Source organism: Herbaspirillum sp. AP02, from assembly GCF_015767275.1.
In the GTDB taxonomy this organism is placed as follows: Bacteria; Pseudomonadota; Gammaproteobacteria; order Burkholderiales; family Burkholderiaceae_D; genus Herbaspirillum.
Genome location: NZ_JADWMY010000001.1, coordinates 1,075,462 through 1,089,447 on the forward strand (window position 1 = coordinate 1,075,462; position 13,986 = coordinate 1,089,447).

15 protein-coding genes are annotated in these 13,986 nt (G+C 63.4%); 5 read left to right on the forward strand and 10 right to left on the reverse strand.

The annotated features are described in order from the left end of the window. Positions 1–130 precede the first annotated feature (130 nt). On the reverse strand, positions 131–934 hold the full coding sequence (locus I5R65_RS04895) for an ABC transporter substrate-binding protein (protein WP_231395055.1): 804 nt from the start codon (positions 932–934) through the stop codon (positions 131–133). A 287-nt stretch (positions 935–1,221) separates the two neighbouring features. On the opposite strand from I5R65_RS04895, the gene I5R65_RS04900 reads away from it, so the two are divergent. After that, positions 1,222–2,031 (forward strand): IclR family transcriptional regulator, encoded by an 810-nt coding sequence (locus tag I5R65_RS04900; protein ID WP_180667372.1) that lies wholly within the window; start codon positions 1,222–1,224, stop codon positions 2,029–2,031. Positions 2,032–2,115: 84 nt separating this feature from the next. On the opposite strand, the gene I5R65_RS04905 is transcribed toward I5R65_RS04900, so the two are convergent. The 6 genes from I5R65_RS04905 to I5R65_RS04930 form a co-directional block, all read right to left on the reverse strand. Then, complete coding sequence (locus I5R65_RS04905) at positions 2,116–2,955, reverse strand: ABC transporter substrate-binding protein (protein WP_180667371.1); 840 nt, start codon at positions 2,953–2,955, stop codon at positions 2,116–2,118. A gap of 227 nt (positions 2,956–3,182) precedes the next feature. Beyond that, entirely contained in the window at positions 3,183–3,887 is a 705-nt protein-coding gene (locus tag I5R65_RS04910; RefSeq protein WP_180667370.1) for an ABC transporter ATP-binding protein, read from the reverse strand. Continuing rightward, complete coding sequence (gene livG / locus I5R65_RS04915) at positions 3,887–4,663, reverse strand: high-affinity branched-chain amino acid ABC transporter ATP-binding protein LivG (protein WP_180667369.1); 777 nt, start codon at positions 4,661–4,663, stop codon at positions 3,887–3,889. Before livG ends, I5R65_RS04910 begins: the two co-directional genes overlap by 1 nt. Next, complete coding sequence (locus tag I5R65_RS04920; protein WP_180667368.1) at positions 4,660–5,886, reverse strand: high-affinity branched-chain amino acid ABC transporter permease LivM; 1,227 nt, start codon at positions 5,884–5,886, stop codon at positions 4,660–4,662. The genes livG and I5R65_RS04920 overlap by 4 nt, the downstream gene beginning before the upstream one ends. 43 nt (positions 5,887–5,929) lie before the next feature. Then, entirely contained in the window at positions 5,930–6,856 is a 927-nt protein-coding gene (gene livH, locus I5R65_RS04925) for a high-affinity branched-chain amino acid ABC transporter permease LivH (RefSeq protein ID WP_006464506.1), read from the reverse strand. Between the two features lie 103 nt (positions 6,857–6,959). After that, on the reverse strand, positions 6,960–8,081 hold the full coding sequence (locus I5R65_RS04930) for a branched-chain amino acid ABC transporter substrate-binding protein (RefSeq protein WP_180667367.1): 1,122 nt from the start codon (positions 8,079–8,081) through the stop codon (positions 6,960–6,962). Between the two features lie 413 nt (positions 8,082–8,494). Here I5R65_RS04930 and I5R65_RS04935 point away from each other — a divergent pair, with 413 nt between their 5' ends. Beyond that, complete coding sequence (locus I5R65_RS04935) at positions 8,495–9,280, forward strand: phosphodiester glycosidase family protein (protein WP_180667366.1); 786 nt, start codon at positions 8,495–8,497, stop codon at positions 9,278–9,280. 324 nt (positions 9,281–9,604) lie between these two features. Here the strand turns inward: I5R65_RS04935 and I5R65_RS04940 are convergent, their stop codons facing one another. Continuing rightward, the gene (locus tag I5R65_RS04940; protein ID WP_039876100.1) at positions 9,605–9,886 is read right to left on the reverse strand and encodes a hypothetical protein; all 282 of its coding nucleotides are present in this window, start codon (positions 9,884–9,886) and stop codon (positions 9,605–9,607) included. A gap of 208 nt (positions 9,887–10,094) precedes the next feature. Here I5R65_RS04940 and I5R65_RS04945 point away from each other — a divergent pair, with 208 nt between their 5' ends. The 3 genes from I5R65_RS04945 to I5R65_RS04955 all read left to right on the forward strand — a co-directional run bounded on the left by I5R65_RS04945 (position 10,095) and on the right by I5R65_RS04955 (position 11,945). Next, the gene (locus I5R65_RS04945) at positions 10,095–10,964 is read left to right on the forward strand and encodes a M15 family metallopeptidase (protein ID WP_180667365.1); all 870 of its coding nucleotides are present in this window, start codon (positions 10,095–10,097) and stop codon (positions 10,962–10,964) included. A 149-nt stretch (positions 10,965–11,113) separates the two neighbouring features. After that, positions 11,114–11,308 (forward strand): hypothetical protein, encoded by a 195-nt coding sequence (locus I5R65_RS04950; protein WP_180667364.1) that lies wholly within the window; start codon positions 11,114–11,116, stop codon positions 11,306–11,308. A gap of 160 nt (positions 11,309–11,468) precedes the next feature. Beyond that, positions 11,469–11,945: a GNAT family N-acetyltransferase gene (locus tag I5R65_RS04955; protein ID WP_180667363.1), complete on the forward strand. Its 477-nt coding sequence runs from the start codon at positions 11,469–11,471 to the stop codon at positions 11,943–11,945. 27 nt (positions 11,946–11,972) lie between these two features. Here I5R65_RS04955 and I5R65_RS04960 read toward each other — a convergent pair whose 3' ends face one another. Then, the gene (locus I5R65_RS04960; RefSeq protein ID WP_180667362.1) at positions 11,973–12,908 is read right to left on the reverse strand and encodes a CysB family HTH-type transcriptional regulator; all 936 of its coding nucleotides are present in this window, start codon (positions 12,906–12,908) and stop codon (positions 11,973–11,975) included. Further along, on the reverse strand, positions 12,905–13,984 hold the full coding sequence (locus I5R65_RS04965; protein WP_180667361.1) for a sulfate/molybdate ABC transporter ATP-binding protein: 1,080 nt from the start codon (positions 13,982–13,984) through the stop codon (positions 12,905–12,907). The genes I5R65_RS04960 and I5R65_RS04965 overlap by 4 nt, the downstream gene beginning before the upstream one ends. Positions 13,985–13,986: the final 2 nt, after the last annotated feature.

Here is a 13,986-nt window from a genome sequence, read left to right on the forward strand (position 1 = left end):
AGCGCTTCCTTGCTAGAACAGCCTGGCGCAGGAAAATCGCCAAGCGAAGGGTAAGCCGGTCCCGCACGCACCGGCCGGGCCGGTGCGCGGGATCCTTGATGCGGCGGGAACGACGGCTTGACTGAAGGGCTTACTGGAAGGCCGAGATCGGCGTGAGCTTCTTCTCGCGCGGGATGTTGAACTTGGTAGTGGGGCCGAACCACTTATTCCAGAGGGCATCGGTCTCGCCACTCTTTTCCAGCTTTTCCAGGGCGTCGTTGACGGCGGCCAGCAGCGCCGGCTCATCCTTCTTCACGCCCATGGCGGTCGGCTCCCAGGCCAGCTCGCCATTGAGGAACTTGTACTTGCCCTCGGATTCGTTGACGAAGCGGATGCCCGAAGGCTGCGACAGCGCCAGTCCCTGCACCTTGTTCTGGGCCAGTGCCAGGAAGGCCGCCGGGGTGTCCTGGAAGGTCAGGATGGTGGCCTTGGGCAGCACACGGCGGGCATACAGCTCAGGGGTGGAACCTTTGTTGGCGCTGATGCGCTTTTCGGCCAGGTCCTCGATCTTGTTGAAGCCGCCATTGCTGTGGGCGATCAGCTTGATCGGGGTCTGATAGTGCGCGGCGGTGAAATCGATCTGCTGGGCGCGCTCCTTGGTATAGCCCAGCGCCGCCACCACCAGATCCACCCGGCCCAGCGTCAGCTCCGGAATGCGGGCCTCCACCGAGACCCCCTTGTGTTCCAGCTTCACGCCCAGCTGCTTGGCGACCGCATTGCACATGTCGACATCGAAGCCGACCACCTGGCGCGTGGCCGGATCGGGAAAGCCCAAGGGCTCGCTGCTGGTCAGCGTGGCGCACACCAGGGTGCCGCGTGCCTTGATATCGGCCAGCCGGTCAGCGTGCGCGGCCGTCGAAAACATCAGCGAAACGGCCGCCGCCGCGATTGCCATACAGGTCTTGTTTAAGCGCCCCAAAGTCATTTTCTATCCTTTCCCAGGTTGAACAACGAACATCGATGAAATAAATCATAATTGCATTATGATTTTTAAACAAGCACAATTTGTCCTTATATTTCAGTCACTTAGCACTTGCATCGCGGCGGTGCAAAAAACCCTGAAAGGGGCGTGCAGACTCCCGGCGACGGTGCAAAAAAACGCTGTCGAAGAGTTTTTTTGGTGCGATGCGCCAATCGAAAAAGGTGATAACCTCGCCCCATTCCGAAATTCGAAGTCGATTTATGAAAAAAGAGAATGAGCCCGACAAAAAGGATGCGGCGCCCGACCGTACCGTGCTGGGTGCCGAACGCAGCCTGGCCATCCTGAGTGCCTTCATCGAGGCCCCCGAGCCGTTCGGCCTGACCGAGCTGGAAGCCCGTACCGGATTGTTCAAGAGTGTGATCCACCGCTACCTGATGTCCTTCATCAAGGCGGGGTATGTGGTGCAGCGGGCCGACAACTCCTACCAGCTGGGGCCGCGCGCCTACCAGCTGGGCAAGGCCTTCGAGGCCCGGTTCGACTATGCCGACTTCATCATGCCCACGCTGGAAAAGCTGGTGCGCGAGACCGGCGAAAGCACCGCCTTCTACATTCGCCAGCAGGAGCAGCGGCTATGCCTGTATGCGGCCGAGACACCGGCCTCGGTGAAGGCCACCGTCAAGGCGGGCAGCCTCTTCCCCATTGACCAGACCTCCAGTGCGCAGGTACTGCGCTTCTTCTCGGTGCCGGGCAATGCAGCGCGTTCGGGTGGGCGCTATGTCTGTATTTCGGTGGGGATCAACAATCCACTGTCGTCATCGATGTCGGCCCCGGTGTTCGGTCCTGGCAACGCGCTGGTGGGTTCGCTGACCATCTTCGGCCTGACCCTGCGTTTCGATCCGGCCGCCAGCGGAGCCATGCGCGCCACGCTGCTGCAGATGGCGCAGGAATTGTCGGCACGACTGGGCGCATCGCCACAGGTCTATCAGACGCCGAGTGCGGATATCTTCGATGAAGCCGCTGCGCAGATGGCACTGGCAACACTGGCGGCACAAGCGACACAATCAGCATAATCGGCGCCACCCGCCCAGGCCACGGTCGGCGACGGATAAAAAAAACGATGCCGTGGCATCGTTTCTTCCTTACACCAACGGCGGCTAGCGCAGGCTGGCAATGGGCGTGAGCTTCTTGTCGCGGGGGATGTTGAACTTGGTCTTGGGACCGAACCAGCGGCTCCAGAGCGCATCGATCTCGCCCTCTTTTTCCATCTCTGCCAAACCCTGGTTGACGGCGGCCAGCAACCGGCGCTCGCCCTTCTTGACGCCCAGCGCGGTGGGCTCCCAGGCCAGTGCTCCTTCCACGAAGCGGAAGCGTCCGGTGGATTCGTTGACGAAGCGCACCCCCGAAGGCATGGAAATGGCCAGTGCATCCACCTTGCCCTGCGCCAGCGCCAGGAAGGCTTGCGGCGTATCGACAAAGGTCAGCACGGTGGCCCTGGGCAGCACGCGTCGCGCTGCCTGTTCCGGGGTGGAGCTGCGATTGGCGCTGATGCGCTTGTCGGCCAGGTCGGTGACCAGATTCAGGCCCGAATCGGATTGCACGATCAGCTTGATCGGGTTCTGATAATGGGATGCGGTGAAATCGATCTGGTGCGCCCGTTCCCGGGTGTAACCCAGCGCCGCCGAGACCAGGTCGGCCTCGCCATGGATCAGCGCCGGCAGGCGCGCTTCCACGGTCACGCTCTTCTGTTGCATCTGCACGCCCAGCTTGCGCGCCACCGCCGCGCACATGTCGACATCGAAGCCGACCACCTGCCGGCTCTGCGGATCGGGATAGCCCAGTGGCTCGTTATTGGCCAGCGTGGCACAGACCAGGGTGCCACGTGCCTGAATGTCGGCCAACCGGTCGGCATGCGCCGCTGCCGGAAAAAGCCAGGCACTGGCCAACAGCAAGCTGCCCATGCCCAGTTTCTTCAGATCCTGCGAAATCATTTTCATGCTTTTCCTCATTGAATATCGAGAATAGCCTGAAACAATCCCAAATGTCACTTACAGCAGACGGCTGCATGCACACCTGTCCTAAAAACCGGCTGCATCTGCACACTGCCAGGTACGGGTCATCATCTGGTATGACATGTCAGCCCGGCTGGCCGCTCTTGTAGCGCGAAAAAAAACGGCCCGGTCTGAGAGCGACCGGGCCGTCATCCGCAAGCGCTGCAAGGGGATCAACCGTGTCCCAGATACGCCTTGCGCACGTCGCTGTTGGCCAGCAGGTTGGCGCCGGTGTCGGACATGACCACGTGACCGTTCTCCAGCACATAGCCGCGATCGGCCACACCCAGCGCCTTGTTGGCGTTCTGCTCGACCAGGAACACCGTCACGCCGCTTGCGCGGATGGTGCGGATGATCTCGAAGATCTGCGCGATCACCAGCGGTGCCAGGCCCAGCGTGGGCTCGTCCAGCAACAGCAGGCGCGGCTTGCTCATCAGCGCACGGCCGATGGCCAGCATCTGCTGCTCGCCACCGGACATGGTGCCGGCGCGCTGGGCGGCACGTTCCTTCAGGCGCGGGAACAGGCCGAAGACATACGCGATGCCCTCTTCGATGACCTCGTTGCTGGCGAAGAAGGCGCCCATCTTGAGGTTTTCCAGCACGGTCAGGCTGGGGAAGACGCGCCGGCCTTCCGGCGAGATCGCCAGGCCACCGCGCATGATCTCGTGGGTCGGCAATGCGGTGATGTCCTGCCCCTCGAAGAGCACGCGGCCGCTGGAGGCACGCGGACGTCCGCATAGCGTCATCAGCAGCGTGGTCTTGCCGGCCCCGTTAGCGCCGATCAGGGTGACGATCTCGCCCTTTTCCACATTCAGCGACACGCCGTGCAGCGCCTCGATGGCGCCGTAGTGGGTATGCACCTTGTCAAACTGCAGCATCATTCTTCTCCCAGGTAGGCCTTGATCACGCGCTCGTCGCTGCGCACCTCGTCCGGGGTGCCGGTGACGATGGGCTTGCCGTGCTCCATGACGAGGATGCGGTCGGAGATGCCCATGATGAGGCTCATGTCGTGTTCGATCAGCAGGACAGCCACGCCGTGTTGGCGACGCAGACGGTCGATCAGCTGCGAAAGCGCCTGCTTTTCCTGCGGGTTCAGGCCGGCGGCGGGTTCGTCCAACAGCAGCAGGCGCGGCCGGGTGATCATGCAGCGGGCGATTTCCACCCGGCGCTGCAGGCCGTAGGAGAGCGTACCGGCTTCGCGGTTGGCCAGCGCCGTCAGGCCCAGCTGGTCCAGCCAGAAGGCGGCGCGTTGCAGCGCCTCCTGCTCGGAACGGCGGTAGCCGGGGGTCTTCAAGAGGCCTGCCAGCAGGTTGGTATTGACCTGCTGGTGTTGCGCCACCAGCAGGTTTTCCACCACTGTCATGGACTTGAAGAGACGGATGTTCTGAAAGGTGCGCACCAGTCCCTGCTGTGCCACCTGGTGGCTGGGACGGCGGGCGATGGAGACGCCATCGAGCGCGATCTCGCCCGAGGTCGGCTGGTAGAAGCCGCTGATGCAGTTGAAGACGGTGGTCTTGCCGGCGCCGTTGGGGCCGATGATGGCGAAGACTTCGCCTTCCTTGACCGACAGCGAAACGCCATCGACCGCCAGCAGGCCGCCGAAGCGCATCGACAGGTTGGCCACTTCCAGCATGGTGTTCACAGGTTGGTTCATTGCGGCAGCTCCACATGCGGACGGGTGGCAGGCAGCAGTCCTTGCGGACGCCACATCATCATCAGCACCATCACCAGACCGAAGATGAGCATGCGGTATTCGGCGAAGCTGCGCGCCACTTCCGGCAGCACGGTCAGCAGGATGGCGGCCAGGATCACGCCCAGCTGCGAACCCATGCCACCCAGCACGACGATGGCCAGGATCAGGGCGGATTCGATGAAGGTGAAGGATTCCGGTGTCACCAGTCCCTGGCGGGCGGCGAAGAAGGAACCGGCCAGGCCGGCGAAGGCGGCGCCCAGCGTGAAGGCCGAGAGCTTGACCTTGGTCGGGTTGATGCCCAGCGAGCGGCAGGCGATCTCGTCTTCGCGCAGGGCTTCCCAGGCGCGGCCCATGGGCATGCGCAGCAGGCGGCTGGTGACCAGGTAGGTGAACAACACCATCAGCAAGGCCAGGAAGTACAGGAAGATCACCATGTGTCCACCCTGGTACGACAGACCGAACACCTGGTGGAAGGTGGTACCGCCCTCGGTCAGGGGATTGCGCGCCATCACCAGGCCGAACACGGTGGGCTTGGGGATGCCGGAGACGCCATCGGGGCCGCCGGTCAGGCTGGTCATGTTGTTGAGCAGCAGGCGGATGATCTCGCCGAAGCCCAGCGTGACGATGGCCAGGTAGTCACCGCGCAGGCGCAGCACCGGGAAGCCCAGCAGGAAGCCGAACAGCGCCGCGGCCGCCGCCGACAGCGGCAGGCACTCCCAGAACGAGAGGCCGACATACTGGTTCAGCAGTGCATAGGTATAGGCGCCCACGGCGTAGAAGCCCACGTAGCCCAGGTCCAGCAGGCCGGCGAAGCCGACCACGATGTTCAGGCCCAGGCCGAGCACCACGTAGATCAGCGCCAGGGTCATCACGTCCACGTAGCCACGCGAACCGAAGAACGGCCATATCAGCGCCGCCATCAGCAGGATGATCACGGCGGCGCGCTGCTGGCGCGGCTGCATGCGCGGCAGGGCCGGCAGCTTCACGCCGGCGGCCGAGCGCGACAGCGCCGGCTTGACCAGCTGGAACAGGAACACGGCGATCACCGCCACCAGCACCGGGGTCCAGTGGGTATTGAGCACCACGCGGTAACCTTCCAGCTGCAACTGCATGCCCAGCAGCGGGATGGTCAGTACGGCGGTGACCAGCGCCGCCGCCACGGCATTCTTGAAAGTCTCAGGCATCACGCCTCCTTGAATAATTCGTTGTCCGTCAGGCGCGCTGCGCTCAGACCTTTTCGATATCGGGCTTACCCAACAGGCCCGTGGGACGGAACAGCAGGATCAGCACCAGCAGGCCGAAGGACACCACGTCCTTGTATTCCGACGGCAGGTAGCCGGCGGCAAAGGTCTCGGCCAGGCCCAGCAGGACGCCACCCAGCATGGCGCCGGGAATGCTGCCGATACCACCCAGCACCGCCGCCGTGAAGGCCTTGATGCCGGCGATGAAGCCGATGTAGGGATTGAGCTTGCCGATGGTCAGCGCGATGAGCACACCGCCCACTGCGGCCAGCATCGCACCCAATACAAAGGTGAAGGAAATGACCTTGTTGGTGTCGATACCCAGCAGGTTGGCCATGCCCATGTCCTCGGCGCAGGCGCGGCAGGCGCGACCCATGCGCGAGCGCGCGATGAACAGCGTGAGCGCCACCATCAGCAGCAGCGTGACACCGACGATGACCATGCGCGAATACGGCACGGTGACCGTGAAGTCGCTACCCATCTGGAATTCCAGCGCGCCCGAGATCAGCACCGGCACCGACATGTCGCGGGCACCCTGGCCGATCTGTACGTAGTTCTGCAGGAAGATGGACATGCCGATGGCCGAGATCAGCGGTACCAGACGCGGACCACCGCGCAAGGGGCGATAGGCCACGCGTTCCACGGTCCAGCCATACAGGCCCGTGACCAGTACCGATACGATCAGCGCACCGCCCAGCAGCAACGGCAAGGGGTAGCCGGATTGCACGCCGATGGCGGTCAGGGTCACCAGGCCCACGTAGGAGGCGATCATGTAGATCTCGCCGTGGGCGAAGTTGATCATGCCGATGATGCCGTAGACCATGGTGTAGCCGATGGCGATCAAGGCATAGATCGCGCCCAGCGAAAGCCCGTTGACGAGCTGCTGGGTCAGTTGAGGGAGCAATTCATTCATGTGCAGGGTCCAGAAGTGGAAATGCCCCATCCGAGAATTTCGCGGTGGGGCATTTCGCTGTTTGACGTCAGGTCAGACGGTCATGCCAACGATTCGCGGGGAATCACTTGGCTTCGGTCTTGGTGGCGTCCTTGTGCCAGGTGAAGACGACGAACTTGAAGGACTTCAGGTCGCCCTTCTTGTCGTATTCGACGTTGCCGATGGGGGTCTTGAAGCTGTTGGCGTGGATGTAGGCCGCGACCTTTTCCGGATCGGTGGACTTGGCGCCGGTGATGGCGTCGGCAATGATCTTCACGCCGGAATAGGCCGGCATCTGGAACGGGCCGTTGGGGTCGCGCTTGGCGGCGGCGAAGGCCTTGACCAGGGCGGCATTGGCCGGATCGGCGGCGAAGTCGGCCGGCAGCGTCACCAGCATGCCTTCGGAAGCCGGGCCGGCGATGGCAGTGATGTCCTTGTTGCCCACGCCTTCGGGGCCCATGAACACGGCCTTGACGCCCTGCTCACGCGCCTGGCGCATGATCAGGCCCATTTCCGGGTGGTAGCCGCCGAAGTAGACGAAGTCCACGCCCTGCGACTTGAGCTTGGTGACGATGGCGGAGTAGTCGCTGTCACCGGCATTGATGCCTTCGAACAGCACCACCGGCACCTTGGCGGCGTCCAGTGCGCCCTTGACCGAGGAAGCCACGCCCTGGCCGTAGGACTGCTTGTCGTGCAGCACGGCGACCTTCTTGGGCTTGAGCTTTTCGATCACGTAGCGGGCTGCGGCAGGACCTTGCTGGTCGTCACGACCGATGGTGCGGAAGATGAACTTGTGCGGCTTGGCTTCGGTCAGTTGGGGAGCGGTGGCCGACGGGGTGATCATGACCACGCCTTCGTTTTCATAGATGTCGGAGGCCGGGATGGTCGAGCCGGAGCAGACGTGACCGATCACGTACTTGATGCCCTGGCTGACGATCTTGTTGGCCACGGCCACGGCTTGCTTGGGTTCGCAGGCGTCGTCCATCATCACGGCTTCGAACTTGTTGCCATTGGCGCCACCGGCGGCGTTGATCTGTTCGATCGCGGTCAGGGCACCGGCCTTGACCATGTCACCGTACTGGGCCACGGCACCGGTCAGGGGACCGGCGATCGCGATCTTGACGGTCTCGGCATGCGCCACGCCGGCAAAGGCGGCGAAGGTGGCAGCGGCCAGGGCGATCTTGGTCAGACGGCTTGCAGATTTCATTGACGTTTCCTCCAGGATGGAACGGATTCAAGAGGCGCCGTAACCTGGCCAGCAGGCCGGCGCGCGTAGGGCTCCGGTTCTCTGGCCCTGATAATTCCGGGGGCCGGCCGAAGCATGGGGCCAGAGTGTAACACCCTCGTCATGAAGGGCAACTTTTTTTTGATAATTGGCTACAGTCCGTCATTTTCACCCTTTAAAATTAGTTTTTCCGCACATTTCATGCTGTTTTTATTCATTTTCCTAAATTTGGTGCAAACTCGCACTGCAGCATGAGCGATTTCGGTGCAGATGACGCAAAGCCTTTCTGGTGGCCGATTTCCAGCCGACACAGGGAAACCGGTGGCAGGCTGCGCTGCCCGCAATTACAATACCGCCTCGCCCCGCGCGTTCCCGCAGAACAAGACCCGGTTCCGATGCTTCATTACCTCTTTCGCTTCCCCCTGTCGCGCCGCCTGGCCCCGCTCGCCCTGGCAGCTTCCTTGCTCAGCCCGGCGTCGGTCCCGGCCGCTGAGATCAAGCAGTACCAGTATCACCAGGTCTTCATCAGCACCTGCCGCGCCGATCCCCGCAGCGACACCATCCGCATGTACTGGAAGGATGCCAACGGCGCGCCGCTGGGCAATTTCCTGCGGCTGGACGCCCATCTGCGCAGCCAGGGGCTGGACATGGTGTGCGCCACCAATGCCGGCATCTACGACAAGCAGCTGCAGCCGCTGGGCCTGTATGTCGAGGGCGGCACGCAGCTGCGCCGGCTCAATACGCGCAAGAACGCCTATGGCAATTTCTACCTGCAGCCCAATGGGGTGTTCGTCCTGAGCGAGCGCCAGGCCTATATCGTGGAGACGTCGGACTACGAGGCCGAGCTGGGACTGTGGAATTCGGTGGCGCGCTATGCCACGCAATCGGGACCACTGCTGATCGTGGATGGCAAGATCAACCCGCGCTTCGATCCGGATTCGGCCAATACGGTGGTGCGCAATGCCGCCTGCCTGGACGCGGCCGGGGTAGTCACCCTGGCCATTGCGCGCAATCCGATCAGCTTCCACGACTTCGCCAGTTTTTTGCGCGATGAACTGAAATGTAGCGACGCGCTCTACCTGGACGGCAGCATCTCGCGCATGTACCCCACCCTGGAAGCGAATATGGGCCCGGCCTTCGGCGCCATGATCGCGGTGGTGAAGCAGCACGGCGCAAAGTGAGCGGCGAAAAAAAGCCCGCAGCCAATAAACTGCGGGCAAGTTCCCTATCAAGAGGGAGGTTGAAGGAACAGTTCAACCACCTGTACGACTGCAGGCCGCAAAAAAAAGTTCGGAAAGATTTCAACGCCCTCCCAAGGGGGCAGACCGGCTTGCCCGACGGGCCAGTCGCGCCCTGCCCGTCTCACTGCCGTACATCAAAAGAAAGCGCCGCGACAGTTACCTGACGCGGCGCATGCAGTGCTGTTCCCACTGCGGGATGATGGGGCGGCTGCTGCCGTTCTTGTTGGGTCTTGTTATCGAAGGCTGGCGCTTGAGCGGGCCTGGTTACTTCTTCTCGCCACCGGCAGTGTCGCCAGTGGTGGCCGGCGGCGTGCTCGGGCTGGTGGCCGAGGAATCCGACGGCGTGGTCGGGGTCGGGGTGGCCGGAGTCGCGGTCGAGCCGGAGTCAGCCGGTGCCGGTGTAGTCGGGGTGGTCGTGGCCGGAGCCGGTTCCGATGCGGCCGGCGGGGTGGCAGCCGGCGTGGCGGGCGCTTCGTCGCGCTTGTTGCAGCCGGCGAGCACGGCAGTAAAGACGGCGGCAGCCAAGAGGGTGTGGCGAATCTGCATGTTTTGCCTCCAAAAGTTGTTGATGGGATGTGCCGAAATTCGGGCCAAATGCATCTTTGCCGAAGTTCGACTGCTTCTGGATACGGATTATTCCCGCTCCGGCGGCCGCAGGATGTCAGAAAATGGCGCATCTTGATGTCAGCCATCGGCGGCAATGTGGCATGAAAGGCAACACTTTCCCGCCTAAAAACCCGTATCATCGCCGCCTATGACGACCTTGCCCGCCCTCCTCCTGACGCCCTGCCTTGGCCGCCGGATTGCCATGATCACCGCCCTGCTCGCAGGCTGGTCCATGGTGCCTGCAGCCCATGCCGACATCACACCTGTCTCGCCGGCGCAGTGTGCCGACATGAGGGCAGGCAAGGTCATCACGGCGGCCAACCCGGTCCCCTGTGCGCGCCTGGCGCGGGTCAGCTTCGACTACACCGACTTCGACGGTGCCACCCGCCAGGGCGCGGTGGTGGTGCTCGATGCGGTGGCGCCACAGGTGGAGTCGCTGTTCGGCGAACTGCTGTTGCGCGCCTTCCCGCTGGCCGGCGCACGCGCACTGGAAGAGTTCGATGGCGATGACCAGCGCTCCATGGCCGCCAATAACAGTTCCGCCTTCAACGGTCGGCCCATGACCGGCGGCGGTAGCTGGTCCAAGCATGCCTACGGCGCGGCCATCGACATCAATCCCCTGCAGAACCCCTATGTCAGCCAGGCCGGCAGCAGTGCGCAGGAAGTGCTTCCACCCAAGGGCAGCAGCTACCTGCAGCGCACGCCCGCGCAAGCCGGCATGGCCGAGGAGGTGGTGAGCGTGTTCTACGATCACGGTTTTCTGATCTGGGGCGGTCAGTGGAAACAGCCGATCGACTACCAGCACTTCGAGATCGGCAGCCGCGGCTTCATCGTCCGGCTGGCCAGCCTGCCCAGGGCGCAGGCCCGGGCCGAGTTCGAGCGCTACGTGGCGGCCTATCGCCGATGTGCGCATCCGGGTGCACCCAGCGCGCAGGCAACCGCAGCCGCAGTCAGCGACGATGACACTGAGGAAGACACCACCCTGCGCGACCAGTGCGCGGCGCGCCTGCGCAAATGAGGCAGTCCGGCGCAGCAAGCCAGCACAGGTAAAGATGCGCAAGTTTGGGTAAACCGGCGCAGCAGCAAGCCGTCACGCCCCTATACTGGCCCGGCAATATCGGTCTGGGCGCTCGCCCGGGGGGACAGCCTTACTTGAGGAGTGCACGCATGTCGATCAATTCCATTTCTGCCATCTACCACGGTAATACGCCCGCCAGCTCGCAGCAAACGCCGAAGAAGCCCGCCGTCAATTTCAATGACCTGCTCAATGCGGCCGGTCAATCCGCCCAGGTAGCACAGGCTGCCAGCACCCAGCCCAATAGCACTGACACCTTCACCACCACGCCGACCCGCACGGTCTGACATGGTCTGAGAAGATCGGAATTCACGCATCACCCCGGGCAAACAGCCCATCAAAAAAGGCCGTAAAGCGTCTGTGTGTTCATACGCTTTCCGGCCTTTGACTTGCCCGCGCAAGGCTATACTGCGGCTTCACGCGCCTGACCGGCGCCCTGGAGACCCGATGCCTGAGCAAGCCCCTGACAGCGCGCTGCAGATTCGCGGCGTAGACCACGACGATTACCCGCAATGGAAGATCCTGTGGGATGACTACAATGCCTTCTACGGTCGCAGCGGCGCCACCGCCCTGCCCCTGGCGATCACCCAGGCCACCTGGGCGCGCATCCACGATGCCGGCGAGCCAGTACATGCGCTGGTGGCCGAGGCCGATGGCAAACTGCTGGGCCTGGCGCACTACCTCTACCACCGCAATACCATCCTGATCGGCCCGACCTGCTATCTGCAGGACCTGTTCACCACCGAAGCCGCACGTGGCCGGGGCGTGGGGCGCGCATTGATCGAAGAACTCTATCGTCGCGCTGCCACCGCGGGCGCCGAGCGCGTCTACTGGCACACCCACCACGGCAATGCGACGGCGCGTCGGCTCTATGACACGCTGGCCATCGACTCCGGCTTCATCGTCTATCGCAAGAATCTCTGATGCAAATCACCGTGATGCCGCGGCCGTTCAGGTCGGAGCATTGGCTTCATTGAGGGCCGCGACAATGTCGGCGCGCTTGAGCTCGGGGGCGAACTGCTGGATGAAGTCCAGCGCATAGCCGCGCAGGTAGGCGCCGCGGCGCACCGCCAGTCGGGCGATGTTAGCCTTGAACAGATGCGCCGCATTGATGGCGACCATGTCCTGGTGCTTGCCCTGGTCCACTGCCATCGAGGCCACCAGGCCCACGCCCATGCCCAGCGACACGTATTGCTGGATCACGTCCGAATCCATCGCGGTGAGGACGATGTCGGGCTCAATGCCGGCCTGGCGGAAGGCGTCGTCGATATGGCCACGACCGGTGAAGCCGACGTCATAGGTGATCAGCGGCCAGGTCCCCAGGTCTTCCAGGGTCACCTGTTCCAGACCCAGCAGCGGATGGCCCTTCGGCACCACGATCACGTGGCTCCAGGTATAACAGGGGAAGGACACCAATTCCTTGAACTGCGACAGGCCTTCGGTGGCGATGCCGATGTCGGCCTTGCCGGAGATGACCCATTCGGCGATGTGTTCCGGCGCGCTCTGCTGGAGCGCAATGCGCACCTGCGGAAAGGCGTCGCGGAAGGCCTGCACGATACGCGGCAGCACGTAGCGGGCCTGGGTGTGGGTGGTGGCGATGGAGAGCGTGCCGCTCTGCTCGCCGGCGTATTCCTTGCTGGCGCGGCGCAGGTTCTCGGCCTCCAGCAGCAGCCGTTCGACGATGCCCAGGATGCCCTTGCCGGGCTCGGTCAGGCCGGTCAGGCGCTTGCCGTTGCGTTCGAAGATTTCCACGCCCAGTTCTTCTTCCAGCTCGCGAATCTGGCGACTCACGCCGGGTTGCGAGGTGAACAGCACATTGGCCACTTCGGTCAGGTTGAAGCCGCAGCGGGCGGCTTCGCGGATGGAGCGCAGTTGCTGGAAGTTCATCGTGCCGTCCCTCCGTCCTGCTGGGCAAACACCTGCAGGCGGCGCGGGCGCACCACCAGGGTGTCGCCATTCTTCAGTCCCAGCTGCGCAAAGCGTTCATTGGGGATGACGGCCTCAATCAGTTCGGCGTTGTCGTCGCGTTCCAGTTCCAGCTGGGCCAGCGGGCCGATGGCATGGGCGCGGCGCAGTTGCACCACGATGCCCTGGGCACCGGGCGCATAGCGTTCCACATCCAGATCGTGCGGCCGCACGTAACCGACGCCGGCGGCATCGCGGGTATCGTCATGGCCGGGTGCCTCGAAACGGGCGCCGGCGGCGTCCAGCACGCCCTCGTGCAGGCGACCGTGGAACAGGTTCACGTTGCCCAGGAAGCCGTAGACAAAGGGCGAGGCCGGATGGTTGTAGACCGCTTCGGGCGTGCCGATCTGTTCCACCTGACCCTTGTTCATCAGCACCACCTGATCGGCCACTTCCAATGCTTCTTCCTGGTCGTGGGTGACGAAGATGCTGGTGACATGCAATTCATCATGCAGGCGTCGCAGCCAACGGCGCAGTTCCTTGCGCACCTTGGCATCGAGTGCGCCGAAGGGTTCGTCCAGCAGCAGCACGCGTGGCTCCACGGCCAGTGCGCGCGCCAGGGCGATGCGCTGGCGCTGGCCGCCCGAGAGTTGCGGCGGATAGCGGTCGGCGAGCCAGTCCAGTTGCACCAGTTCCAGCAGGCTCTTGACCTTCTCGCGGATGGCCGCTTCCGAGGGGCGCTGGGCGCGCGGTTTCACGCGCAGGCCGAAGGCGATGTTCTCGAACACGGTCATGTGCTTGAACAGCGCATAGTGCTGGAACACGAACCCGACCTGGCGCTCGCGCACATGGCGTGCCGAGGCGTCTTCGCCATCCAGCAGTACCTGCCCGGCATCGGGTGATTCCAGCCCGGCGATGATGCGCAACAGCGTGGTCTTGCCGCAGCCCGAGGGCCCCAGCAGCGCGGTCAGTTCGCCGGCCGGGAAGTTGAGCGACACGTCGTTGAGTGCGGTAAAGCTGCCGAAACGCTTTTGGATGTGATGGACTTCAATGCTCATGG

What these genes read in the sequence shown, in the direction of transcription:
- I5R65_RS04895 (WP_231395055.1), bottom strand. Translation starts at nt 934, where the DNA reads ATGGCAATCGCGGCGGCGGCCGTTTCGCTGATGTTTTCGACGGCCGCG.
- I5R65_RS04900 (WP_180667372.1), top strand. Translation starts at nt 1,222, where the DNA reads ATGAAAAAAGAGAATGAGCCCGACAAAAAGGATGCGGCGCCCGACCGT.
- I5R65_RS04905 (WP_180667371.1), bottom strand. Translation starts at nt 2,955, where the DNA reads ATGAAAATGATTTCGCAGGATCTGAAGAAACTGGGCATGGGCAGCTTG.
- I5R65_RS04910 (WP_180667370.1), bottom strand. Translation starts at nt 3,887, where the DNA reads ATGCTGCAGTTTGACAAGGTGCATACCCACTACGGCGCCATCGAGGCG.
- livG (WP_180667369.1), bottom strand. Translation starts at nt 4,663, where the DNA reads ATGAACCAACCTGTGAACACCATGCTGGAAGTGGCCAACCTGTCGATG.
- I5R65_RS04920 (WP_180667368.1), bottom strand. Translation starts at nt 5,886, where the DNA reads ATGCCTGAGACTTTCAAGAATGCCGTGGCGGCGGCGCTGGTCACCGCC.
- livH (WP_006464506.1), bottom strand. Translation starts at nt 6,856, where the DNA reads ATGAATGAATTGCTCCCTCAACTGACCCAGCAGCTCGTCAACGGGCTT.
- I5R65_RS04930 (WP_180667367.1), bottom strand. Translation starts at nt 8,081, where the DNA reads ATGAAATCTGCAAGCCGTCTGACCAAGATCGCCCTGGCCGCTGCCACC.
- I5R65_RS04935 (WP_180667366.1), top strand. Translation starts at nt 8,495, where the DNA reads ATGCTTCATTACCTCTTTCGCTTCCCCCTGTCGCGCCGCCTGGCCCCG.
- I5R65_RS04940 (WP_039876100.1), bottom strand. Translation starts at nt 9,886, where the DNA reads ATGCAGATTCGCCACACCCTCTTGGCTGCCGCCGTCTTTACTGCCGTG.
- I5R65_RS04945 (WP_180667365.1), top strand. Translation starts at nt 10,095, where the DNA reads ATGACGACCTTGCCCGCCCTCCTCCTGACGCCCTGCCTTGGCCGCCGG.
- I5R65_RS04950 (WP_180667364.1), top strand. Translation starts at nt 11,114, where the DNA reads ATGTCGATCAATTCCATTTCTGCCATCTACCACGGTAATACGCCCGCC.
- I5R65_RS04955 (WP_180667363.1), top strand. Translation starts at nt 11,469, where the DNA reads ATGCCTGAGCAAGCCCCTGACAGCGCGCTGCAGATTCGCGGCGTAGAC.
- I5R65_RS04960 (WP_180667362.1), bottom strand. Translation starts at nt 12,908, where the DNA reads ATGAACTTCCAGCAACTGCGCTCCATCCGCGAAGCCGCCCGCTGCGGC.
- I5R65_RS04965 (WP_180667361.1), bottom strand. Translation starts at nt 13,984, where the DNA reads ATGAGCATTGAAGTCCATCACATCCAAAAGCGTTTCGGCAGCTTTACC.